Annotated in this window: 15 protein-coding genes; 7 read left to right on the top strand and 8 right to left on the bottom strand. The window is 61.2% G+C overall.

What is annotated here, in order from left to right; translation table 11 throughout:
• The first annotated feature begins 157 nt into the window (after positions 1-157).
• Positions 158-586: a hypothetical protein gene (locus QEH57_RS18445; RefSeq protein WP_309008251.1), complete on the top strand. Its 429-nt coding sequence runs from the start codon at positions 158-160 to the stop codon at positions 584-586.
• 172 nt (positions 587-758) lie between these two features.
• Here QEH57_RS18445 and QEH57_RS18440 read toward each other — a convergent pair whose 3' ends face one another.
• From QEH57_RS18440 to QEH57_RS18415, 6 genes are all read right to left on the bottom strand, one after another.
• The gene (locus tag QEH57_RS18440) at positions 759-1301 is read right to left on the bottom strand and encodes an energy transducer TonB (protein ID WP_309008250.1); all 543 of its coding nucleotides are present in this window, start codon (positions 1299-1301) and stop codon (positions 759-761) included.
• Positions 1302-1511: 210 nt separating this feature from the next.
• Complete coding sequence (locus tag QEH57_RS18435; protein WP_309008249.1) at positions 1512-3098, bottom strand: arylsulfatase; 1587 nt, start codon at positions 3096-3098, stop codon at positions 1512-1514.
• Positions 3099-3257: 159 nt separating this feature from the next.
• The gene (locus tag QEH57_RS18430; RefSeq protein WP_309008248.1) at positions 3258-4112 is read right to left on the bottom strand and encodes an alpha/beta hydrolase; all 855 of its coding nucleotides are present in this window, start codon (positions 4110-4112) and stop codon (positions 3258-3260) included.
• 54 nt (positions 4113-4166) lie between these two features.
• Positions 4167-5648 carry an ankyrin repeat domain-containing protein gene (locus QEH57_RS18425; protein WP_309008247.1) on the bottom strand — a complete coding sequence of 494 codons (1482 nt, stop codon included), beginning with the start codon at positions 5646-5648 and terminating at the stop codon, positions 4167-4169.
• A 40-nt stretch (positions 5649-5688) separates the two neighbouring features.
• The gene (locus tag QEH57_RS18420; protein ID WP_309008246.1) at positions 5689-7041 is read right to left on the bottom strand and encodes a DUF1552 domain-containing protein; all 1353 of its coding nucleotides are present in this window, start codon (positions 7039-7041) and stop codon (positions 5689-5691) included.
• 51 nt (positions 7042-7092) lie between these two features.
• On the bottom strand, positions 7093-9723 hold the full coding sequence (locus QEH57_RS18415) for a DUF1592 domain-containing protein (RefSeq protein WP_309008245.1): 2631 nt from the start codon (positions 9721-9723) through the stop codon (positions 7093-7095).
• Between the two features lie 240 nt (positions 9724-9963).
• Between QEH57_RS18415 and QEH57_RS18410 the strand changes: the two genes are divergently transcribed.
• From QEH57_RS18410 to QEH57_RS18400, 3 genes are all read left to right on the top strand, one after another.
• Positions 9964-11097 carry a hypothetical protein gene (locus QEH57_RS18410; protein WP_309008244.1) on the top strand — a complete coding sequence of 378 codons (1134 nt, stop codon included), beginning with the start codon at positions 9964-9966 and terminating at the stop codon, positions 11095-11097.
• A gap of 327 nt (positions 11098-11424) precedes the next feature.
• Entirely contained in the window at positions 11425-13134 is a 1710-nt protein-coding gene (locus QEH57_RS18405) for an alpha/beta fold hydrolase (RefSeq protein ID WP_309008243.1), read from the top strand.
• Positions 13135-13186: 52 nt separating this feature from the next.
• Positions 13187-14584: an ankyrin repeat domain-containing protein gene (locus QEH57_RS18400; RefSeq protein ID WP_309008242.1), complete on the top strand. Its 1398-nt coding sequence runs from the start codon at positions 13187-13189 to the stop codon at positions 14582-14584.
• A gap of 27 nt (positions 14585-14611) precedes the next feature.
• Here the strand turns inward: QEH57_RS18400 and QEH57_RS18395 are convergent, their stop codons facing one another.
• Positions 14612-16420, bottom strand: a complete 1809-nt coding sequence (locus QEH57_RS18395) for an HDOD domain-containing protein (protein WP_309008241.1) — start codon at positions 16418-16420, stop codon at positions 14612-14614.
• Between the two features lie 229 nt (positions 16421-16649).
• Between QEH57_RS18395 and QEH57_RS18390 the strand changes: the two genes are divergently transcribed.
• Both QEH57_RS18390 and QEH57_RS18385 read left to right on the top strand, forming a co-directional pair.
• Entirely contained in the window at positions 16650-20453 is a 3804-nt protein-coding gene (locus QEH57_RS18390; protein ID WP_309008240.1) for a two-component regulator propeller domain-containing protein, read from the top strand.
• Positions 20454-20573: 120 nt separating this feature from the next.
• Positions 20574-21572, top strand: a complete 999-nt coding sequence (locus tag QEH57_RS18385) for an aldo/keto reductase (protein WP_309008239.1) — start codon at positions 20574-20576, stop codon at positions 21570-21572.
• Between the two features lie 30 nt (positions 21573-21602).
• Here the strand turns inward: QEH57_RS18385 and QEH57_RS18380 are convergent, their stop codons facing one another.
• Positions 21603-21791 (bottom strand): DUF4250 domain-containing protein, encoded by a 189-nt coding sequence (locus tag QEH57_RS18380; protein ID WP_309008238.1) that lies wholly within the window; start codon positions 21789-21791, stop codon positions 21603-21605.
• Between the two features lie 136 nt (positions 21792-21927).
• Here QEH57_RS18380 and QEH57_RS18375 point away from each other — a divergent pair, with 136 nt between their 5' ends.
• Positions 21928-22752, top strand: coding sequence for a DUF1853 family protein (locus QEH57_RS18375; RefSeq protein ID WP_309008237.1), 825 nt, complete (start codon positions 21928-21930; stop codon positions 22750-22752).
• Positions 22753-22822: the final 70 nt, after the last annotated feature.

The following is a 22822-nucleotide window of genomic DNA, read 5'->3' as shown; positions in this document are numbered from 1 at the left end:
ACCACTGGGCTTTGGCGGGGGCGGTGGGGGCTTGGCGGATTGTTTGGGGGAAAACCTGAAGGGGGTGCTTTGGGCTAGGCTCGCAGGGGGATCGGCGCTTTACTCGTTTTTAGCGTTTCGCGTCCGGCGAGCGCATCGTTCTTCCACCCACGCCGCCATGAGCCTTATTCGCACGTTTCGCCTTTCTTTGCTCGGTCTGCTTCTTTCGTTGTTTCCATTTCCTTCCTATGGCGACTTCGAGTCGGAGGCGGTTAGCGAGGCGATCAACGCGCTGGACCATTTCATGCAAGCGGGGGCCGAGAACAACGCGCGGCGCGGGGCGGGTTTGCTGGAAGCCTTCGATGTGAACGAGCGTAGGGCGGAGTACGATACGCGGCTGCTGTATCGTCGCCAGCACGAGTTGCTCTCGGGCTACGTATCCATTTCAAGCGACCTCTATGGCTACGAAATCCAGCGCGGCTTCCTGGGGACGAGCGTCAAGCTGGAGGGCGGTATCGAAACGCTTTCCGGCGTGACGGCGGAGTTCAAGGCGCGGGTTGTCTACAAGAAGAAGCGCTGGCGGATCGCGGACTTGGAAATCGATTGAGGGGACCGCAGGGAGGTCGGCTTCGGTAGGGGGCGCAGTTTTCTTATCAACGTTGATATCTTTTTCGCGCGGGGGATCGGAGGGGGATGCGAAGGTGGCGGATGGAAATTGAAAGAGGAGAGCTCGTGGGAGCTCTCCTCTTTTTCGTTTTCCAATGGATCTGATGGACGGTCTAGGCCTCGAACTTGAAGCTGATCGCGATGCGAGCTTTGACGTTCTTGCCGGCGACTTGGGCGGGCTTGAACGACCATTTGCGCATGGCGTCGATGGCGGCTTCCTCGAGCGCTTCGTGGGTGGACTTGGAGACGGCGGCGCGGCTGACCTTGCCGCTTTCGTCCAAGATGACCTGCAAGCTGACGAGCCCCTTGAATCCCGGGGAGCTGAGTTGCGGTGGAGTCACTGCGACGCGGCTGCGCACCACGCTGGGCTTTTGGTCCCAGACCGAGTAGACGCCGCTCAAGTCCGGATTGGCTTCCATCCACGCTTGGACTGCGGAAGCGCTCTCGGGAGCGAGCTCGGCGATAGCAGCGGTGGCGAAGGCGCCATCACTGGTTTTGAAGGTGACTTCTTTCTCGTTCGCGTAGTCGATGGTGCCCTCGTAGACGGATCCGTCTGTTGAGTGGAAGGTACCTGCAACCAAGCGTGTGAGAGAAGCCAGAGTTAAGAGAATAGCCGCGAGCGCGACTCTTCTTAGCTGAGTTCCCATAGTAGACATCTTTTTGAATTTGCCGCTGCGGATTTCGCAAGGCAGTGCCTAGATCGGTCGGGAGGGGCCCGACTTTACGGGGAACTTAGGGTTTCTGGCTATGTTTATTTCGTATCCAAAATTCGACTATGAGTATCGTTTTTGGAAGGGGGCGCGTTCCATGAATGTTATATGGATTGCGGCGGGCTGGTGGCGAGCTTTTGCGCGTGAAAAGGGCTGCTAGCGGCTGGCGTCGATGCGGTACTGGAGGTCGGCCTTTTCCCAGAGGGCGACGAGTTGGGATAGCTTTTGAGGGTGTGTAGTGGAAAGGTCATTACGTTCGGCTCGGTCGAGGGCTAGGTTGTAGAGTTCCCAGTGGTTTGCGTTGTCGCGGCGCATGACGGCTTTCCAATCGCCGAGGCGGTAAGCCTTGTTTCCGGAGTGCTGGAAATAGAGTCCTCGGGCTTCCCATTCGGGATCGGCGGGGAAGGTGGGCTGCAGGCTGAGCCCGGGGAAGGGCGGAGCTTGGTGGGAGGCGGGGAGGGGCTTGTCGAATTTGGGCCCGGGGGTGTCGAGTCCGCTGGCTTCCAGGAGGGTAGGGACGATGTCGACGATGTGGGTGGGGGTGTGGCGGAGTTGGCCGGGGGCGTCGAGGTCGGCGGGCCAATGAACGATCAGCGGGCTGGAGATGCCGCCTTCATGGTTCCAGTGCTTGTGGAGGGATAAGGGCGTGTTGGCGGCGGTGGACCAGCCGGGGCCGAGGGCGAGGTAGGAGTCGGCGCTGCCGGACACGGCGCCGAGGACATGGCGGTCGCCGCGGTTGATTTGCTCGGCGGTGGCTCCGTTGTCGGAGAGGAAGAGGATGAGGGTGTTTTCGAATTGGCCGGCGGCCTTGAGCTGGTCGATGACGCGGCCGAGTTCTTGGTCGAGTCGGTCCACCATGGCGGCGTGGACTTCCATTTTGGAGGCTTGGAAGGCTTTTTGAGCGGGAGTGAGGCTGTCCCAGGCGGGAGCGGTGCGAAGTTCGGCGGGATCGATTTGGGTTTCGAGTTCGCTTTGGTTGAGGCTCCAGTGGGGAACCACGTTTTCTTGTCGCTGGGCGAGCGGACCTTGGTAGATGCCTTGGGCTTGCAGTCGCTCCAGTCGCTCGTGGCGAAGCTGGTCCCAACCTTGGTCGTAGCGGCCTTTGTATTTGGCGATGTCTTCCGGCTTGGCGTGGAGGGGGAAGTGGGGGGCGGTGAAGGCGAGGTAGAGCAGGAAGGGGGAGTCGGCGTGATCGCGCTGGTGTTCCTGGAGGAAGTCGATGGCGTACTGGGCGGTGTCGATGGTGGCGTAGCGGCCTTCGTCGCGGGCTACGGGGGGAAGTTGCTCGGAGTCGAGGTAGTGTTTTTCGGGGCTGAAGAAGCGGTTGTGGTCGGCGAGCTGGTAGGAGCGGTCCCAGGCGTTGGCGGGATGGGAGGCGAGGTGGCGCAGGTGCCATTTGCCGCTGAGGTAGTTGCGGTAGCCGGCTTGGCGGAGTCGCTGGGGCAGGAGCTGGGTCCAGCTCGGCCATTCTTTGCCTTGCCTTGGGTCCATGCCGACTTGGGGGGCGTAGTAGCCGGTCATCAGGGAGGCGCGGGAGGGCCAGCAGCGGCCGGTGTTGTAGAAGTTCGTGTAGCGCAGGCCGTTTTGGGCGAGGGCATCGAGGTTTGGAGTTTGGATCTCGCCTCCGTAGCAGCCGAGGTCGGAGTAGCCGAGATCGTCGGCGAGCACGATGAGGATATTGGGGCGTTCGGCGGCGACGGCGGAAGCCGCGAGCAGGATAATGGGAACGAGGTAACGAATCATGGGGCGCGTAGCTTTGATGGGAGGCACGGGTCGGTGGAAGGTCGGGGGATGCCTACCAGTAGGATTGAGCGACGCGGTAAGGTTTCTGGCAAGGGAAGCTTTCCGGAAATTCTGGTAGCTTTGACTCGGCCGCTCGCGGGGCGGCTGGGTCTCGAGGGCCTAAGGACGACCTTGGAATTGCGCTCGGAGAAACGTATCGATGTGGTTGATACGTTCTTCTGTGTAGAAGGGCGCTCCGCCGTGGGCGGCTCCGTGGAGAACTTTGAATTCGCAGGGGAGGTGGTGGGCTTCGTACTGGCCTTGCAGCTCGTGGGATTGGTTGATGGGCATTTGGGGATCCTGGTCGCCGTGGACGAGGAGAAGGGGCGGATCTTGGGTGTCGATGTGGAATACGGGGCTGGCGAGCTGGGCGGTTTGCGGGTCGTCTTGAGGCTGGGCGCCGAGGAAGAGATCGAGGGCTGGGACTCGGACCTTGAGGCCGTGGGGCGTGGATTGCTTGAGGATGGTAGTGAGGTTGCTGGCTCCGAAGAGGCTGACGATGGCTTGGACCTCGGAGCTTTGCTGGAGGTGGTGGCCGACCTTTCCTTCGAGCTGGGGGTGGTGGTTGGTGACGCCGACGAGGGCGGCGAGGTGGCCTCCGGCGGATTCGCCGGCGACTACGATGCGGGTGGCGTCGTAGGGGAGATTCTCCGGGTTGGCTCGCAGGTAGCGGATGGCGGCTTTGATGTCGTGGATCTGGGCGGGGAATTTGGCTTGGGGCGAAAGGCGGTAGTCGACGCTGGCGATGGCCCAGCCTTTTTCGAGTAGTGGATTTATGGGTACTCTTTTTCTACTGCCGGCCCGCCAAGCTCCACCGTGTATCCAGACGATGAGGGCGGGAGCGTCTCGTTGCTCGGGGAGGTGAAGGTCGAGTTGGAGCGGGGTGTCGTCGACGCGGGCGTATTCGAGGGTTGCGGGCTCGGCCTGGGCGAGGGTGGCGAGGAGGGAGAGGAGGATGAGGGGGAGGCGGGGCATGGGGTGGTATTGATCCTGCATTAGGGTCGCGGGCTGAAGCTCCGCGCTACGGGATTACGGGGCGTAGTTGACGTGGATGGGGCGGCCGCCTTCGGGGATGGGGACGCCGCGCTTTTGCATGACGGCTTTGATGGCGTCGATGGTGGCGAAGTCGGGCTTGAAGTTTCCGGGACGGTAGCCTTCGGCGATGAATAGCGGGGTCCAGCCGTTTTCGTTCTTTGTATTCCAAATTTGGATATCGGCACCTTGTTCGTCGAGGTAGGCGATGACTTGGGGCGCGTTTTTGTAGGCTGCGCCGTGCATGGCGGTGTCGCCGTTGGAGGCGACGGTGTCGAGCTTGGCTCCGAGGGAGACGAGGAACTTGACGGCTTCGAGGCATTCGTCGGGGGTGCCAGCTTCTTCTTCGGGGGCTTGGCTGCCGACGCCGGCGGCGACCATGAGGGAGGTGGTGCCGTCTTCGTTGGGGATGGAGTAGTCGGCCCCGAGCTCGATGAGCAGCTTCATGTAGGGGAGGTCGGCGGTGTCGGCGGCGAGCAGGAAGGGGGTGCAGCCGATCATGCTGAAGCGGGCGCCGTTGGCTTTGCGGCCGGTGGTGAGGCGGGCGTTTACGTCGGCCCCTTTTTCGACGAGGGCGCGGACGAGGGTGAGGCTATCGACGGAGCCGGTGACGAGGGGAGGCGGTTCGCCGTCGATGCCTTCGCCGCGGTCCGGTTTGCGGACGCGGACCATGGTGTGCAGGGGGCTGAGCCCGGTGCGCATGTCGTTGGGATCGGCTCCGCGTTCGAGCAGGTCGAGGGCGAGGTCGAAATGGCCGTTTTCCATGGCGAGGATAAGCGGGCTAGTGTTGCTCTTGGCCAGCTTGCCACGGGATCTCTCGATTTGCATGGCGGCGTTGACGTCGGCCCCGAGGTCGAGGAAGAGCTTGACGAGGTCGCGGTGGCCTTGGCGTACGGCGAAGAAGAAGGGGGTGTATCCGGAGTTTAAGGACCGGTTCATGTCGGCTCCGGATTCGATGAGGAGTTTGACGACGTCGACGTGGCCCTCATCGGCTGCCCACATGAGGGCGGTTTGTCCATTGCGTTCGGTGGCTTCAATGGTCGCTCCTGCCTTGAGAAGGGCTTGCACGGACTCGATCTTGCCGACGCGGGCGGCGGTCATGAGGAGGGTTTCGCCGCCGTTTAGGGTGGTGTTGGGGTCGGCCCCTCGTTGGAGGAGCTCCTTGAGGATCTGGCTGTTTCCGTTCTGGCAGGCAATGGAGATGGGCGTGATTCCGTATCGGGTTTTTGGTGACGGATGGGCACCGGCCTCCAGGAGGGCGAGGGCGGCGGGGGTGTTGTCGTGGTAGCAGGCCCAGTGCAGGGCGGTCATGCCGTCGACTTGGGCGGCGTCGAGGTTGGTCTCGCTGGTGAGAAGGGAGGCGAGGGCGGCGGTGTCGTTGGCTTCGGCGAGGTCGGGGAGCGTGGTGGGGGCTGTCTCGGCCAGGGGGCTGAGGCAGAGGAGGAGGGCGGCCAGTGGGGCAAGGCGTCTCTTGGGCATGGGGGGTGAGTGGTTTCGTCGGGCGGCGCGAGCGCCGGTCCTACAGGGTGACGGGTTGGAAGAGTTCGGAGATCATGCCGTCGGAGTCGCCGAAGGATTCGATGGGGACGCCGACTTTGTCGAGGAGGGTGAGATGGAGGTTGGCCAGCGGGGTGGGCTTGTCGTAGCGGATGTGGCGGTTGCCTTGCATGCCTGCGGCGGCTCCGCCGGCGACGATGGTGGGGAGGTTGGTATGGTCGTGGTTGTTGGGGTTTCCCATGCCGCTGCCGTAGAGGATGAGGGAGTTGTCGAGCAGGTTGCTGTCGCCTTCGGGGGTGGCTTTGAGCTTTTCGAGGTATTCGGCGAAGAGGGAGACGTGGAAGGCGTTGATCTTGGCCATGCGGGCGATCTTGTCGGCGTTGCCTCCGTGGTGGGAGAGGGGGTGGTGGGGATCGGAGACTCCGATTTCCGGATAGGCGCGGTTGCTGGTTTCGCGGGCGAGCTGGAAGGTGGAGATGCGGGTGATGTCGCCTTGGTAGGCGAGCAGTTGGAGGTCGAACATGAGGCGGGCGTGATCGGCGTAGGCTGCGGGCACGCCGGTGGGGCGGTCGAGGTCGGGCAGCGGGTTTTCCTGGGTATCCGACTCCGCTTTTTGGATACGGCGTTCGACTTCGCGGATGGAGTCGAGGTATTCGGTGACTTTGTCTCTGTCCTGGGCGCCGAGGTCGCGTTTGAGGCGGCGGATGTCGTCGGCTACGGAGTCGAGCAGGCTGGCCCGTTTCTTGAGGGCGGCGCGGCGTTGTTCGGGGCTGCCGCCTTCGCCGAAGAGGTTTTCGAAGACGAGGCGTGGGTGGGCTTCGGCGGGAAGCGGGGTGGTGGGGGAGGACCAGGAGAGGTTGTTTTGGTAGACGCAGGCGTAGCCGTTGTCGCATTGGCCGACGGTCTGGAGCAGGTCCATGGCGAGCTCGAGGGAGGGGAGCTGGGTGGATTGGCCGATGTGTTTGGCGGCGACTTGGTCGGCGGTGGTGCCGAGGTAGTAGTCGGTGCTTTCGGTGACCTTGGCTCGGGCGGCGGAGAGGAAGGCGGAGTTGGAGGTGGCGTGGGAGCCGGGGTAGGCCGGCTTGAGCTCCATGTTGGTGAGGACGCTGATTTGGTCCTTCACGTTGGCGAGCGACTCGAGGATGGGGGAGAGGGTGTCGAGGTTGCTTTCGCTGCCGGGGGTCCAGCGGGTGATGTCGCAGCCCATGGGCATGTAGACGTAGCCGAGGCGTTTGACGGGCTGGGTGAGGGCGCGGGTCTTGCCGAAGACGCTGGCGGCGGGGACCATGGCGTCGAGCAGGGGCAGGGCGAAGGAGGCGCCGACGCCTTTGAGGAAGGTTCTGCGGGGGATGGATTTCTTGGTGAAGAATTTCATAGGGCGAGCGCTCGGGGGGTTGGTTTTGTGGGCTTGGGGGAGTGGGTGAGTTCAGTCTTTAGCAGAAAGGTAGTGGTCGTGGGTGGATCGCATTTGGAAGGGGGTGCTGTTTACGATGCCGAGGACGAGGGAGGAGAAGCGGTAGTCGTCTTGGGCGGCCTCGCGCACGACTTGGCGGATGGCGGGGGCGTCGAAGGCTTCGACGCCGCGGCCGAGGGCGAAGGTGAGCAGCTTTTCGCTGAGGGTGCGGGCGAAGAGGTCGGGGCGCTGGAGCAGGCCGTCTTCGAGGTCGGCGATGCCGTTGGCTATCTGTCCGTCGGGCAGGCCGCCGGAGGCGTCGATGGGGCGGCCGTTTTCGAAGTCGCGCCAGCGTCCGACGGCGTCGTAGCTTTCGAGCACGAATCCGACGGGGTCCATGACATCGTGGCAGCTGGCGCACTGGGGGTTGGCTCGGTGTTCGGCGAGGCGCTCGCGCATGGGGAGCTCGAAGTTGACGGTGTTGTCCTCGAGGTCGGGGATGTCGGGTGGCGGCGGTGGCGGCGGGGTGCCGATGATGTTTTCGAGGATCCAGTTTCCGCGGATGGTGGGGGAGGTGCGGGTGGCGTAGGAGGTGACGGCGAGGATGCTGCCGTGGCGAAGGATGCCGCCGCGGTGGTGCTCGGGCTGGAGTTGGACCCGGCGGAAGCGGCTGCCGAAGATGTGGGGGATGCCGTAGTGTTTGGCGAGGCGCTCGTTGAGGTAGGTGTAGTCGGACTTGAGGAGGTCGACGATGGGACGGTCTTCTTGGATGACGCTTTCGACGAAGCGTTCCGTTTCGGTGCGGAAGGCTTGGCGGAGGTTGTCGTCGAAGTCTGGATACAGGCGAAGGTCCGGGGTGAAGGATTCAAGGTTTCGGAGGTAGAGCCACTGGCTGGCGAAGTTGTTGGCGAGGCTTCGGGAACGCGGGTCGGCCAGCATGCGGCGTATTTGCGCGTTCAATACGTTGGGATCGCGTAGGCGTCCGGCGATAGCGTGGTCGAGCAGTTCGTCGTCGGGGATGGAGCTCCAGAGAAAGAAGGAGATGCGGGAGGCGAGCTCGAGCTGGCTGATGGGGTAGGCTCCGTCGGCGGGGGGATTTTGGGGGTCGCGCTCGATGCGGAAGAGGAATTCGGGGCTGACGAGGATGGAGTTGAGGGCCATCTCGATGCCGGCTTCGAATCCGGCGTCTACGGCGGCTTCGCGGTAGAAGGCGAGGGGCTTCTGGAGGTCTTGCTCGGCGATGGGGCGGCGGTAGGCCCGTTTCATGAGGGTGGAGAGTATTTCCTTGGCGGCGGCTTCCTCGTCCTGCGGTCCGGTGGGGAGGCGGGTGAATATTTTTTGGCGGCTTGGCGTATTGGCGGCGCCTTGGCCTTGGTAGGGGCCGGTAATGGAAACTGAATACACGGCGGGAGCGAGCCGGGGGTGGCGGTGGAGGTTGAAGTGGGACTGGTGGGGCTTTCGCTTGTTTTCGAGCAGGGAGTAGGATTCCTGCACGAAGGTGACGCCGAGGTCGCGGGGGCCGGCGGGGATGAAGGCACGCACTTTTAGGTGTTCGTCGACGAGGGAGTGGTCGCGGCGGCCGTTGTCCGGTCTTTTGACGGTGAAGCTTTGCAGGAGGTCGCGGTCGAGCAGGATGTCGAGCTGGTGTTCTCCGCGCAGGCCTTCGACGTGTTCGTTGCGGTCGCGGGTGAGGCGGACGGTGATTTCGTATTCGCCGTCTTGGGGGAATGTGTAAGGGATGAGGGCGCCGCCGCGGGTGCCGAGGGGGAGGCCTTCGATGTGGCGTTCTTGGGTGAGGTCGGCGGGGACGCGGTGGACGTGGCCTTGTACGTGGTCGTTGGGGGTACCGATGGCGAGGCGGGTGATCTTTTGGGCGGCCGTGATGTAGCGGTCGAGCAGGGTGGGGGAGAGGTTTCCGACGGTGACGTTGTCGAAGCCGTGGCTGGATTCGTCTTTGGGGAGGAGGCTGGCGGCGTCGATTTCGACGGCGAGCAGGTCGCGGATGGCGTTTTGGTATTCGGTGCGGTTGAGGCGGCGGAAGGTGTCGGTGCGGCCCGGCTGCGGGTGGGCAGCGGCTTGGGCGTCGAGGGCGCCGACGAGGTGGGCGAGGACTTCCTGGTAGCTTTCTTCGCTGGGGCGCTTGCGGTCGGCGGGCGGCATTTGGCGGGCGTCGAGGCGTCGGACGATGTGCTCGAAGAGCTCCGGGTCGTGGGTGGGGTCGTCGAGGGTGACGTTTTCGAGGACGAGGCCGGCTTCCTTGTCGTCGGCGTTGTGGCAGCTGACGCAGTTCTGGGCGATGAAGTCCTTGTCTTCGGTATCGGCCAGCGGCGGCTCCATGCTGTCGAGGGCGTCGGCGAGGAAGGTGGTGAAGCGTTGGTATTCGGCTTCGCTAGGGCGCTTGAGCGGGGCTTCGCCTGCTTCGTCTTCCGGCGGCATGTCGCGGTCTTCGAGCATCCAAAGGATTTCTTCCCACTTGCCGTAGTGTTGGGAGGAGTCTGCTTCGAGGAGGGGGAGGAGGTCGAACTTGCCTTTCTTCTTGTCCGGGTTGTGGCAGTCGATGCAGTACTCTTGGGCGAAGTTGCGGAAGGATTCGTCCGGTAGCTGGGCGAATAGGGGCAGGCAGAGGGCCTGGCTGGCGATTAGGGGGGCTAGGTAAAGGCGCATGGGGTGGCGTTTTCGAAGACGGCGGAGCCATCTTCGTCCTTCGGGGGTTTTTAGGGGGCATTAACTAATGCGCATTATAAGTAAGATAGGGAGCCTGTATTTGTCCAGCTCATGAGGGCCGGGGGACTACCCTCTAAATTGATGGTAGGGGAAGGGGGCGAAGAATGAATAGGATGGCGGCTTGCTGCGTCTCAGCGGGAAGCCTAGCTTGGCCAGGTTCGTTTTTACCCGAGTGCCTTCATGAAGTTTCCAACGACTGAATTTTCCAAGTACCTCTGTCTTTCTATCGCCCTGCTCTGTGGGCTGTTGGCGCTTGCCGGTTGCGAAACGGGGGAGTCCGCTTTTCGGCAAGGCGACTTCGCGGAGGCTGCTCGGGTTTCGGCGGATCGCTTGGCTCGCAAGCCGGACAACGAGAAGGCGGCTGAGATTTTCTTGCGGGCCTATCCGCAGGCTCGGGCGGAGTGGCTGGGGCGGGCCCGGCAAGCGCAGGAGGACGGGAGCGACCCGTTTCGCTGGGAGCGGGTTCTGTCGGCCTACGAGGTGCTGCAAGGCTTGTCGTCGCGGGCGGCCTTGACGCCGTTTGCAGGGAAGCGGGGAATCGAGATCGTCTACTACCATGCGGAAATCGAGTCGGCTCGCTCCGAGGCGGGGAAAGGGCGTATCCAGTTTGCGGATGCTTTAATGGAAAGCGGCGATCTTTACGATGCCCGAGAGGCGCATGAGCATTATTTGGCGGCGACTCGATTCGTCGGGCAGCGGGCCGATGTTTTGCGAAAGGCGGACGAGGCGCGGCGGGCCGGAACCTTGTTGGTGGGGATCGACGGGGTGACGGCTCAGGGGCATAGCTTGAACCCAGAGCGTATGATGGCTGCTTTGGTGGAGGAGCTGGAGCGGCATCCGCCGCATCGCTTCGTGGCCTTCGTGCCCAGTTCGGAGCTGGGAGAGCGGGAGGCGGTCCAGTATCTGGAGTTGAGCATTGGAGAGGTTTCGGTGAGCCGCAGCGAAGCGGAAGTAGGGGAGCGGTCGTTTCGGCGCGTATTGACTATGCCGGTACAGAATTCGGAGGCGGAGTCGGTCGAGGTGAAGGCCAAGGTTTTCAAGCGGGAGAAGACGTTCGATCTTTTCTGTCCGGCCCGGGTGCTCGTTTTCGAAGGGTCCGGCTGGGACGCGGTTTTCAATCGGGAGCTTCCGGGGCGTAGCGTTTGGGCGGCGCAGTGGGATGTGCTGCAGGGAGACCGTCGGGCGATCGAGGGGCAGGAGCTCTCCTTGAGTGAGCCGGCTGATCCGGAGCATGCGAAGCTGATGCAGCAGTTGACGGAGTCGGTCGCGGCCCAGGCGAGGGACGCCTTGGCGAGCTTTTACCGGGAAGGCTGAGGGACATAGGGCGTGGCTTGTTTATTTAGCGTCCCACCATCAAATCGAGCGGGATTTGCTGTTGGGCTGGCTCTCGCGCCGCGTCGTGTTGGAGGAGATGGAGTCAGGGACTTGCGGCGCGTCGCAAGCAGCCTTCGCTCTTTGATCTTCGTCTCGCACTGCGACGGTTCGACCGAAAAAATCGAATTCGACTGCTTGAAGTGATGAACCTGTTTTTATCGGTAGGGTAACATGGAGGTAACATGTGGGCGCTAGAGTAGCTCCATGAAATTGTTACCGATTGCTTTACGATGTGGCCTGTTGTTGACGGCCTTGTGCGCTGCAACCTTGCTTCCTGCCTCTCCGCCGGTGGGCCTTTGGAAGGGTGAACTGAAGGTTCCTGGAAGCGGACTGGCGATAGAGGTTAGCTTGGATTGCAGCGAGGAGGGCGTCTGGTCGGGAACGATCGATATCCCAGCCCAAGGACTGCGGGGATATGTCTTGGCGAAGGTGGAGGTTGGCGAGGTTGAGATCGGCTTCGCGATGGAGGGAGTTCCAGGGACGCCTCGGTTTAAAGGCTTGTACGAGGCGGAGACGCAGCGGATAAGCGGTGACTTTATTCAGGGGGGGCAGCAACTGAAGTTCGAGTTGAACTTTGCGGGGGCTGAGGCTGGACCAGATTCGGTATCCGGAAAAGGGATACCCGGAGTAGGGGTTGTGGGCGAGTGGTTGGGCGAGCTGAAGGCTGGCCCGATGATACTGCGTTTAGCGTTGCATGTTCGAGCTGAGGAAGGCGGTGGGCTTGCGGGCGAGATGGACAGTCTAGACCAAGGCGCGAACGGGCTGCCTTTAAATTCGGTAAGCTTCGAGGCGGGTGCTTTTGCGTATCGCATCGATCGTGTCGGTGGTTCGTTCGAAGGGGCTTTGAGCGAGGATGGCAGTCAGCTCGTGGGGCATTGGGTTCAAGGTGGGCAGGAGTTGCCGTTGGTGTTTCGCAGGCTTGCGGAGCCCGCGGCTCTGCGACGTCCGCAGGAGCCGCGCGGGCCTTTTCCTTACGAGGAGCGAGAGGTTCGGTTTCGCAACGAGGTAGACGGGTTGAATTTTGCGGGAACCTTTGCGCGCCCGGCTGGCGAGGGGCCGTTTCCAACGGTGCTTTTCGTAAGCGGATCGGGGCCTCAGGATCGCGACGAAAGCCTGATGGGGCATAAACCCTTCGCGGTGATCGCGGACGCTTTGGCCCGGCGCGGTGTTGCATCGCTGCGCTACGACGATCGTGGGGTCGGTGGCTCGGAGGGGGATTTGATGGATTCGGAGACTGCCAGTTTCGCGAACGACGCGATTGCGGCGATCCGTTTTTTGGAGACGCTTGGGGAGGTGGATGTGGATGCCTTGGGCTTGATCGGGCACAGCGAAGGAGGATTGGTGGGGCCGATGGTGGCGGCGCGTGAGCCGCAGTTGGACTTTCTCGTTTTGCTTGCTCCTCCGGGGGAGCCGCTCGATCGTTTGCTGTTGAGGCAGTCTAGGGCCGGCCTGCGTCTGAAGGGGGTTGAGGAGGAGTTGGTCCAGCGGTTGGAAAGGGATTCGCAGGGCGATATGGAACTGATCAAGAACCGTGCGCTTTCGCGGGAGGAGCTCGTGGCGGCTTTGCGGAAACGGAGCGAAGAAGTTCGGGCTGGCTACGGAGAAGGCGTTTTGGAGTCCTTGGGTTTTACTGATGCGGTGATCGAGAATTCGTTGCAGGTTGTATCCACAAAATGGTTTCGATCGCTCATGAACATCGATCCTAGAGTGTATCTGGATCGCTTAACCCTGCCTACCTTAGCTCTCTTCGGTGAGAAGGACGTGCAAGTGGCGGCGGAGGTGAATGCGGCGGTTGTAAGAGAGTCTTTCGAGTGCACGGGGAATGCGGATGCGTTGGTGTTGATTCGACCGGGGTTGAACCACTTGTTCCAAAATTGCGATACGGGAAGCGTGGAGGAGTATGGCCGCATCGAGGAGACTTTTGACGTGGAGACTTTGGAGTTGCTCGGCGATTGGATTCTGGAACGGGAAAGCTGAGGAGAAGGTTTTCGGTGGACCTGAGTGGGTTGAGGCGGCAGGGTTTGAGCTTATGAGACGATGCGTCTGTTTTCTTTTGGCGATGGGTTTGGTTGGCTCCGTTTGTGCAGCTCCGGAGAAGGCTCGGGTCTTGTTTTTGGCGGGGGAGCCTAGTCATGGTTGGAACGAGCACGAGTTCCCGGCGGGCTGCGAGCTTTTGGCGGATGCCTTGAATGGGAGCGGATTGGCGGTGGAGGCCGCCGTGTATCGAGGTTGGCCGGAATGGGAGGGGGCCTTCGAGGGCGTGGACGCGGTGGTGATCTACTGTGATGGCGGAGCGAAGCATTTGGCCGAGGGGAAGGTTGAGGCGTTGCGCGAGCTCCGAGATCGCGGGGTCGGGTATTCGTTCTTGCACTACGCTTTGGAGCCAGAGTCGGAAGAGTTGGCAGATTTCATGAGCGAGGCGATCGGGGGATACTTCGATTTGAACTGGTCGGTGAATCCGATCTGGGAGCTGAAGGATTCACGGTTGGCTGCGGAGAAAATCGCAGCGGGGGTGTCGCCCATCGAGATCAAGGACGAGTGGTACTACCACATGCGCTTTCGGGAGGACGGGGATTTCGAGCCGATCCTGTCGGGCTTGCCGCCGCTGGAGAGTTTGGGCGAGGATGGGGCGCGTTCCGGAAACGCGGCGGTGCGGGCTGCCTTGGAGGCGGGCGAGCTGCAGCATTTGGCTTGGCGTCGCATTGGCGAGCAGGGGCAGCGCGGCTTTGGGTTTACGGGCGGGCACTTTCACCACAATTGGAACGACGCGGATTTTCGGAAACTGGTATTGAATGCGATCGCCTGGACGGCGGGTATCGATTTTCCGCAGACGGGCATTGTATCCGATTTTCCGAACATCGTAACGTACAAGACGATTGAGGAGGCGATCGCTCGGGATGACTTGCAGGATGTCAGGGTGCATTTGCATCGCGATCCCCAGTTATTGAATACGCCGGGGCGAGGCGGTATGACTCTACTGCAGCAGGCGGTCATGCGCAAGAAGAGCGAGATTGCCTTGTTTCTCTTGCAGGAAGGGGCTGATCCGAATGCGAAGACGAAGAGTGGTCAGACCACTGCCCATTTGGCGGTGACCCGGAATTTGCCGGAACTGTGTCGGGCCTTGGCTGAGGCGGGGGTCGATTTGGGGGCTCGCGACAAGCAGGGCTGGACGGCGCTGCACTTGGCGGCGGCTAAGAATCAGGCGAGCTCGGTGCGAGCGCTGATAGAGTCGGGCGCGGATGTGAATGCCTTGAGCGAGGCGGGCGGCACGCCGTTGCACGAGGCGGCGGCCAGTGGCGGCGAGGAGGTTTTGAGCTTGTTGCTGGAGGCGGGAGTGGACGTCAGCGTGGTTTCGTCCCATGGGGTGACGGCCTTGGACTTGGCGAAGGAGTACGAAAATGCGGCAGCCTTGAAGCTGCTGCAGTAGGGCAGGCGGCTGCCTTGGCGGCGGAGCTTAGTCGAGGGTGAAGGTGCGGACGCGTTGGTAGTGTTCGACGTCGATGCTGATGCGGTCGATGGATACGATCTTCGCTTCGCCTATGGTATCGCCGACGCCGACGATGCGGCCGTTTACTTGGGCCTTGGCTCCGGTGCTGCGCTGGAAGATGGCTCCGAGTTGGATCTCGGGGAAAGGGGGAGGTGGCGGTGGCGGCGGCGGTGGCGGTGCGGGTTCCGGATCGGGAGGGGTGGCAGCGACTTCCGGGGCGCTAGGGGGCGGCTTGGGCTTGGATTCGAGAATTTCTTTGAGGATATCCTCCCGGGATTCGATGCCTACGGCTTTGCTTTCGCCGGTGTCGGGAAGGGAGGCGTGTGATTGGGCGGGGGCGTCTTTGATGGAAGTGAGGAAGTAGATGCAGCAGAGGCAGCAGATGATGCCGGCGGCGAAGGCGAGGGTAGCGTTGGTGTGGCGTTCCCGAGGCTCGGGGCTGGGCCCGTTGCGTTTTATGTCTTCCTCTTCCATGCGTTGGGAGAGGGCCTGGTGGGCGACGGCGGTAGTGGTTATTTGGGGACGCGGCGCTTCGTCCGGCTTCTTCGCCAGCTTGGGCTTGAGCTTCGCTTTGTTTTGGGACGGCGGGGTTTGTCCGATGGCGATGGCTTCCCAGTCGGCCCATTGTTCCGCTTTTCCAATTTCGACGAGGAAGTTGGTGATGGGGATGGCGTCGGCGTGCTTGGGATTGCGTCGCTTGCGCACGATGGCGTTGGCAGCGTGTACGGCGGCGAGGGTGGAGAAGGTTTCCTGGCAGCTATTGGCTGGCCGGTGGTGCAGGGCCACGGCTTCGCAGAGGCTTTCCGGCAATCCCCAGCGGGAGAGGAGGTAGCCGCCGGCTTCGGCGTGGTCGCAGCCGATGAGCTTGAACTCGGCTTGCCAGGGGGAGTGGGATTCCTCGCGGGAGAGGCGCTGGGCTTCGATGTAGCGGTCGGGAACGACGCCCAGCAGGACCAGTTTTCCGATATCGTGGAGGAGTCCAGCGGAGTAGGCTTCGGCGGCGGCTTGCTGGCTTTTGGTTTCGTGGAGGCTGATGCGACGGGCGGCTCCGGCAACGGAGATGCTGTGGTGCCAGATCTCTTTGACGAGGGTGAGATGCTCGGGGTCTTGCCCGACTTGGGTGAAGAGGTGGGCGGCGAGGACGAGGTCCCGAACGCAGGAGAGGCCTAGGATGGAGATCGCTTGCTTGGTGTCGGAAACGTTTTGGCCGAATCCGTAGAAGGAGGAGTTGACGGTTTCGAGCAGCTTGGCGGTGAGGGAGAGGTCGTTGGCGATGGCTTCCGCGACGTCGTCGACGGAGCAGTCGGGGGAGTTGAGGGCGGTGACGATGCGGTGGTGGTGGGAGGGGAGGCTTTGGAAGTCGGCCCGGCTGGCGACGACCTCCTTGACGACGGGATTGTCGAGCCAGGAGTCGACCGCGAGGCAGCGCTGGAATTCCAGTAGGAGGCGATCGGCGGGGCAAGGACGGGGCAGGTAGCGGCATCCGCCTTCGAAGGCGGCGGCTAGTTGGGGGCGTTCCGTCTCGGTGGCGGCGATGAAGGCGTGGGCGAGCGGAGCGGCGTCGATGGCTTGGGAGAGGAGCTTGAGGCCTTGTCCTTGCTCGAGGCAAAGGGCGGAGACGATGATGTCGGGATCCACTTTCTCGGCGAGGGAGAGGGCTTGCTCGGAGGAAGTGGCGAAGTGGGCGGTCCACGAGGAAGCCTTGGGAGCCAGAGCCTTTTGGTAGGCTTCGATGGCTTCCGGATCCGGATCGATGATGAGGAGGCTGGCGCTCATGACTACAGTTGTCTTAGTATATGGATATCAACGGCTGCCGCAGGTCCAGCTTGAGCGGGGCGGGGCGAAGATACGGGTATGCTCGCAGGAAGGGCGGCGGAGGGAGGCCTTTTCCCTTAAAAACCCTGTTTAAAGCTTAGGGGCTTGCTTGCAAAGGACCTCATCTACCCTAGTTTTTGGGGCTCGCCTTTTTTTACGCTTTGATCGGAGCTCGGCTCTCGAATTTGAAATGAATTGCCCCAAGTCATCCCCGAGCGGGTTTTTCGCTGCCCTGTTTTTCGTTGCTATCGTTGGCGTTGCTTTGGGCCAGCGCGACCTGACGCGCCTGCGTTTCGAGGCCTTGACGGAGCGCTTCGAGAGCTCGGGCGGAGAGATCCATCGCATCGTGGAGGGGCCGTCCGGTTTCATTTGGTTCGGCACGAACCGGGGGGCTTTGCGCTACGACGGCTACGAGGTGCATACCTACCGCAACAAGGCGGAGGAGCCGACCTCTTTGATCAACGATGTGGTTTGGTCGTTTTTGGTGGATGCGCAGCACAGGTTCTGGATCGGAACGCAGATGGGGATAAGCCGTTTCGTGCCGGAGATGGACGCTTTCGAGAACTACGTGCTCAATCCGGTGGATATGAACAACAACCTGAACAATCGCTGCAACGCGATCGTGCAGGATAGCGAGGGCAACGTGTACGCCTCGGCGGAAAGCGGGATCCTGTATCGCTTCGACGAGCTCGAGAATCGTTTCGAGCCCATGAATTCGGCCAGTTTCGGGGTGATCAAGTCGATGGCTTGCGACGAGCTGGACCGGATCTGGATCGGCTCCAACAGCGCCGTGTACCGTTTTGATGCGAAGACGCGGGAGACGCGGGCCTATGTGGAAGGGTTTCAGACGGAGGGTGGAACGAAGCGTAACTTCATCTACTCGATCGACGTGAGCGATCCGGAGAAGATCTGGCTGGGCACGGCCTACCAGGGCGTGGTGGTGCTGGATCCGAAAACGGGGGAGGCGAGGCCGTTGCCAGTACGGCATCCCAACGAGCGCCGCGTGCACTTCCTGCAAGCGGCTGACGAGGACCGCATCTGGATTTGCCATGGGCGGGGGCTGACGCTGATGAGGCGGAACGAGCAGCGTATCCAAGATTACATGTCGTCCAAGCGGGTGGATTCCTTGCCCTCGGGCAGCATTCGTTGCTTGGCGATGGATCGGCAGTCGAATGTCTGGGTGGGCTCGGCCAAGTACGGGGTTCATGTTTCCACGAACAACAAGATGTTCGACCGCAACTACCTGGAGAAGGCGGTGGAGCGCCCTGGAGTGACCCGGGTGGTGTCGCGCGTCTTGTGGACCAAGGACGGCAGGCTTTGGCTCGGCTACTACAACGGAGGGATCGACGTGTTCGCTCCGGACGGGTCCCATGAGTTCGAGTTTCTGCACGATCCCGACGATGCGAGCTCGATCGGCAGGGGGGCGGTCTACTCACTGATGGAAGACTCGCGCGGCGAGATCTGGGTAGGAACGTTTACGGCGGGACTGATGCGCTTCGATCGCGAGCGGCGGGTTTTTCTCAAGTACGAGTCCGATCCCGATACGGAGGGGGCTATTCCGGGGGGCGACCCGCGGGCGATCGCCGAAGACGAGGAGGGTAACCTTTGGATCGCTCTGAAAGGGGCGGGCATCGCGAAGTACGACCGAGAGACTGGGCTTTTCGAAAGCTACAAGTCGGATCCGTACAATTCGAAGCTAAGCCTTTTGGACGACTGGCCTTCGGACATCCTCTACGATCCTTCGGGCTTGGTATACGTCGCTACGCCGATCGGTCTTTCCGTTTTGGATACGAAGACGAAGCGCTTTACGAACTACACTCCGGAGGAGGACGATGCGTTTAGCTTGTCCAATGCGCTTTGCCATACGCTCTACCGTGATGCGGCCGGCAAGATCTGGGTAGGCACGGGCAATGGCTTGAATCGCTTCGATCCCGAGACGAAGCGTTTTCGTTCCTATACGATGAAGGACGGCTTGCCGAGCCATCAGGCCCTTTGCGTGACGCAAGACCGCGACGGCAACATTTGGGTAGGGATGGACAGCGGACTGGCGCGGATCGATCTGGAATCGGATACGATCAAGAGCTACGGAGTGTTGGACGGCCTGATGACCAATGCTTTCTTCCGCAACTCGGTGGCTCGCTCGCCGGACGGGGATATCTATTTCGGGCAGACGGGCGGCTTGACGTTTTTCGATCCTGCGGAGATTCGGGAAAACTTGATTCCGCCTCCTGTATTCATCACGGACGTACAGGTTTTCTTTAAGTCGCTTAAGGTGGATCCGCAGGACCCGGATTCCTTGCAAAAGCATATTTCGGAATTGGACGAGCTGGTGCTGTCCCACGACCAGAAGGTGTTGTCGATCAGTTTCGTGGCACAAAACTATATTCAGCCGCAAAAAAATCAGTACGCGTACTTTTTGGAGGGATTTGATTCCGACTGGAACGAGGTGGGAACGCGCCGGGAAGCGAATTATACGAACTTGAATCCCGGATCCTATGTCTTTCGGGTGAAGGCCTCGAATAACGATGGGGTCTGGAACGAAACCGGAGCTTCGTTGCGTTTGCGCATTTTGCCGCCGTTTTGGATGACTCCCTGGTTCTTTGGGCTAGTGGCTTTACTGGTTGGCTTGATCGTGTATTCGTTTATCTGGTACAGGGAGCGGAAGCTTAAGCTGACGCAGCGCTTGCTCGAGGAGAAGGTGCAGAGCAGGACCAAGAAGATAAACGAGCAGAATCTCGCCCTGGAGGGGCAGCGTAGCCAGCTCGAGAAACAGCGCGACGAGCTGCAGGAGTCGAGAGAACTGCTGGAGCATAAGGTGCAGGAGCGCACCTCGGAGCTGGTGAAGGCGAAGGAAAAGGCGGAGGAGTCGGATCGCCTGAAGTCGTCCTTCCTCGCGAACTTGTCGCATGAGATCCGCACTCCGCTCAATGCGGTGGTTGGCTTCTCGTCCTTGCTCAAGGAGACGAAGGTGAGCAAGGAGGACGTGGAGAACTATATGGGCTTGATCATCGAAAACTCCGATTCGCTGCTGCGCTTGATCGACGACATCCTCGACTATTCCTTGATCGAGGCGAATCAGGTGACGGCGGAGGAGAGCGAGTTTTTATGGGACGAGTTCATCAATCTTGTTTATGCGAGCCATAGCGTTTTGCCGCGCGAGCCCGGGGTTGAGCTACTCTGCGAGAACGCTCTTAGCGGGCAAGGCTATGCGATGGTGACAGACCATCAGAGATTGCGGCAGGTGCTGGACAACCTTTTGACGAATGCGGCCAAGTTCACCAACCAGGGGCGGATCGTTTTGGGCGCGAGGATCGAGGACGAGTCGTTCTGTATTTTTGTTAAGGATACGGGGAAGGGAATTCTGCCTGAGTTTCAGCAGGCGATATTCGACCAGTTCTATAAGCTGAGGGAGGACGACGTGCAGGCGAGGCGTGGGGTTGGCTTGGGCTTGGCGATCTCCAAGCGTTTGGCCGATATGCTGGGCGGAAGCCTGTCGGTGGAATCCGAATACGGAAAAGGGGCGACGTTCAGCGTGCGGTTTCCGGTATCGGTCCTCAAGCGGTCGCAGCCAAGGAAGTTGCCTGAGATCCACGCACGGGAGCTTCCGGAGAAGCTTGTTAAGGCTCAGGCGGGACGCATCTTAGTGATCGAGGACGAGAGGAACAACTTTTTGCTGTTGGAGGCGATCTTGAAGCCGACCCGCTTCGAGGTGCTCTGGGCGGATCGGGGAGAGGACGGGGTACGAATGTACCGGGAGGAAGGTCCGTTCGACCTGGTGCTGCTGGATATCAAGATGCCGGGGATCGATGGGTTCGAAACGATCAAGCGCTTGAGGGCTATCAACCAGAACGTATTGGTGGTGGCTCAGACCGCTTATGCGATGGCGGAGGACAAGATCCGCATTTTGGAGGCTGGGTTCAGTCGCTACGTTTCGAAGCCGATCAATGCCAAGGAGCTGCTGCGGGTCTTGGCGGAACTGTTGCCGGGCGACTAGGGGGAGTCTGGCTGAAAGGCGACGCGTTACCTGTTTTTGGGGGGGCGAATCAGACGTTCCGACTGGGAATCTTCTTTTGGCGATTGCTAGGGAAGGGGCCGGGATCTAAGGGAGGTAGCTATGACTTATCGCCCCTCTGAAGACAGATACTCCAATGCGGATTTGTACCGTCGCTGTGGCCGCAGCGGCTTGAAGCTTTCTCGCCTATCGCTGGGCTTGTGGCAGAATTTTGGAGACAACCGGGATTTCGAATCGCAGCGAGCTCTGGTGTTGGGAGCCTTCGATCGAGGCATCACGCATTTCGATTTGGCTAACAACTACGGGCCGCCTCCCGGATCGGCGGAAGCGAATTTCGGTCGCATGCTGGTCTCCGATTTATCGCAGCATCGGGACGAGTTGGTGGTGTCGACCAAGGCGGGTTACCACATGTGGAACGGGCCGTATGGCGACTGGGGCTCGCGCAAGTATTTGGTCTCTAGTTTGGACCAAAGCTTGAAGCGGCTGGGGCTGGAGTACGTGGATATCTTCTATCATCACCGTCCCGATCCGGAAACGCCGGTGGAGGAGACCATGGCGGCGCTCGATCACATCGTACGTTCCGGCAAGGCACTCTATGTAGGGCTTTCCAACTACAGCGCGGAGCAAACGAGCGAAGCTTTGGCGGCGCTGAAGTCGCTGGGAACGCCCTGCTTGATCCATCAGCCCCGTTACAATATGTTCGATCGCTGGGTGGAGGACGGATTGCTGGAAGTCTTGGGCGAGAATGGCGTGGGTTGCATTCCGTTCTGTCCATTGGCTCAGGGGCTCCTGACGGACCGTTACTTGAAGGATATTCCCGAGGATTCGCGCATCGCGAAGGGCTCTCCCTTTTTGAAGGCGGATGCGATCACTGCGGAGCGTATCGCGGTGCTCAAGGAATTGAACGAAGTAGCGGCGGCCCGCGGGCAATCGCTGGCTCAGCTGGCCTTGGTTTGGGTTTTGAGGAACCCGGTGGTTACCTCGGCTTTGATCGGCGCCAGCAAGCTGAGCCAGATCGAGGACAATCTACGGGCCCTGGAAGGCGCGGAACTGTCCGTGGAAGAGCAGGCGCGGATCGAGGGCATTCTCGCGGGCGAGTAGCGGGAAGGCGTGGACCTGCCGAGCGAGGTTTTAGCGGAACTGGTTGGCTTCGGGCAGGTATTCGTAGTCCTCTGCGGCAAGGGCGCGGCAGAGGGCTTCGCGGTCGACGTCGTGGGACTTGCAGAGGTCCTCGAGCGAAGCGAAATGGTTTCGCAGGGCGGTATTCACGATTCCAACCAGGAGGTTGGGGTCCATGTTTTCGATGTTGTTCCAGTCCATGTTTCTCGGGCTTGATAGTACTTTGCGGGGGCGGGCGTTTGTCAATGCGCTCCACGGTTAGCCAGCCTTGTGCTCTAGAATGAATTTCCTTGGGGTGGCGGAACATGTTTGGAATGCTGCCAAAGCTGATGGAACGATGAGCTGTATCGAGGAATTGTATACGCGGGCTTTGCTGGAAAGCCTTTGCGCGGCTCCCTTGCTGGTGGGGGATTTGCCGGAGGCGCCCGCGTGGGAAGCTGAGTTGCAGGTCGCTGGGAGGTCGCCCGCTTTGAACTTCGAGCAGAAGCTCGGGCATTTGTACGAGGATGCGCTGGCGTTGTTGATCGAGGGGAGCGAGCGATGGGAATTGCTTGCCAAGAACCTGCAGGTGCAAGGGGAAGGGGGACAGACTTTGGGAGAAATGGATTTCTTGGTGAAGGACCGGGAGAGCGGGTGGAGCTTCCAGCTGGAGCTCGCGGTCAAGTTTTACCTTTCGGTTTGGGAAGAGGACGGAAGCGAGCGCTATCCGGGGCCCGACCCGCGGGATAATTGGATCAACAAGCTCGAGCGGATGAGGGAACGGCAGCTGCGCTTGGCGAAGCGCCCCGAAGCCCGCCGCCTGCTCGAACAGCGTTTTGGCCTGGACGAGGTTTCGGTTTGCCAACGCGTTTATGGATTCATCTTCGATCCGATGGGAGAGGCGCGGCTGTCGGCGCCTCCGAAGGTTCGCGCTTCCGCGCGCCGGGCGAAGTGGCTGAGGGTGAGCGAGTTTCGTCGCTGGTTTCCCGAGCTCGAAGCGGTGAAGCTCGTTCCCAAGTGCCTTTGGCCGGCCTTGCTGGGGGAGGAACTGCTGGCGAGCCTGGCCTCCGTTCCGGTGGGGACGCTGCTGGGAGAAGGGCAGCAGCGTTGCACCCTGTTTTGGGCAGGAGAGAGCGAAGGCGTCGTTTTTTTGGTGCCGGATCGCTGGCCGGAATACGGCTGAAGCTGCTTGCTGCCAGCGGCTTAGGGCGCTTTTAGCTGACGCTTCCGTTCGCTAGGGAGAGAGGTAAGGC

This window comes from Pelagicoccus sp. SDUM812005 (assembly GCF_031127875.1).
Lineage (GTDB): Bacteria > Verrucomicrobiota > Verrucomicrobiia > Opitutales > Opitutaceae > Pelagicoccus.
The sequence above is the reverse complement of the archived record's forward strand: the minus strand, read 5'-3'. Positions and strand labels throughout refer to the sequence as shown.

What these genes read in the sequence shown, in the direction of transcription:
- QEH57_RS18440 (WP_309008250.1), bottom strand. Translation starts at nt 1,301, where the DNA reads ATGTCTACTATGGGAACTCAGCTAAGAAGAGTCGCGCTCGCGGCTATT.
- QEH57_RS18385 (WP_309008239.1), top strand. Translation starts at nt 20,574, where the DNA reads ATGACTTATCGCCCCTCTGAAGACAGATACTCCAATGCGGATTTGTAC.
- QEH57_RS18425 (WP_309008247.1), bottom strand. Translation starts at nt 5,648, where the DNA reads ATGCCCAAGAGACGCCTTGCCCCACTGGCCGCCCTCCTCCTCTGCCTC.
- QEH57_RS18390 (WP_309008240.1), top strand. Translation starts at nt 16,650, where the DNA reads ATGAATTGCCCCAAGTCATCCCCGAGCGGGTTTTTCGCTGCCCTGTTT.
- QEH57_RS18430 (WP_309008248.1), bottom strand. Translation starts at nt 4,112, where the DNA reads ATGCCCCGCCTCCCCCTCATCCTCCTCTCCCTCCTCGCCACCCTCGCC.
- QEH57_RS18435 (WP_309008249.1), bottom strand. Translation starts at nt 3,098, where the DNA reads ATGATTCGTTACCTCGTTCCCATTATCCTGCTCGCGGCTTCCGCCGTC.
- QEH57_RS18380 (WP_309008238.1), bottom strand. Translation starts at nt 21,791, where the DNA reads ATGGACTGGAACAACATCGAAAACATGGACCCCAACCTCCTGGTTGGA.
- QEH57_RS18445 (WP_309008251.1), top strand. Translation starts at nt 158, where the DNA reads ATGAGCCTTATTCGCACGTTTCGCCTTTCTTTGCTCGGTCTGCTTCTT.
- QEH57_RS18400 (WP_309008242.1), top strand. Translation starts at nt 13,187, where the DNA reads ATGAGACGATGCGTCTGTTTTCTTTTGGCGATGGGTTTGGTTGGCTCC.
- QEH57_RS18420 (WP_309008246.1), bottom strand. Translation starts at nt 7,041, where the DNA reads ATGAAATTCTTCACCAAGAAATCCATCCCCCGCAGAACCTTCCTCAAA.
- QEH57_RS18395 (WP_309008241.1), bottom strand. Translation starts at nt 16,420, where the DNA reads ATGAGCGCCAGCCTCCTCATCATCGATCCGGATCCGGAAGCCATCGAA.
- QEH57_RS18410 (WP_309008244.1), top strand. Translation starts at nt 9,964, where the DNA reads ATGAAGTTTCCAACGACTGAATTTTCCAAGTACCTCTGTCTTTCTATC.
- QEH57_RS18375 (WP_309008237.1), top strand. Translation starts at nt 21,928, where the DNA reads ATGAGCTGTATCGAGGAATTGTATACGCGGGCTTTGCTGGAAAGCCTT.
- QEH57_RS18415 (WP_309008245.1), bottom strand. Translation starts at nt 9,723, where the DNA reads ATGCGCCTTTACCTAGCCCCCCTAATCGCCAGCCAGGCCCTCTGCCTG.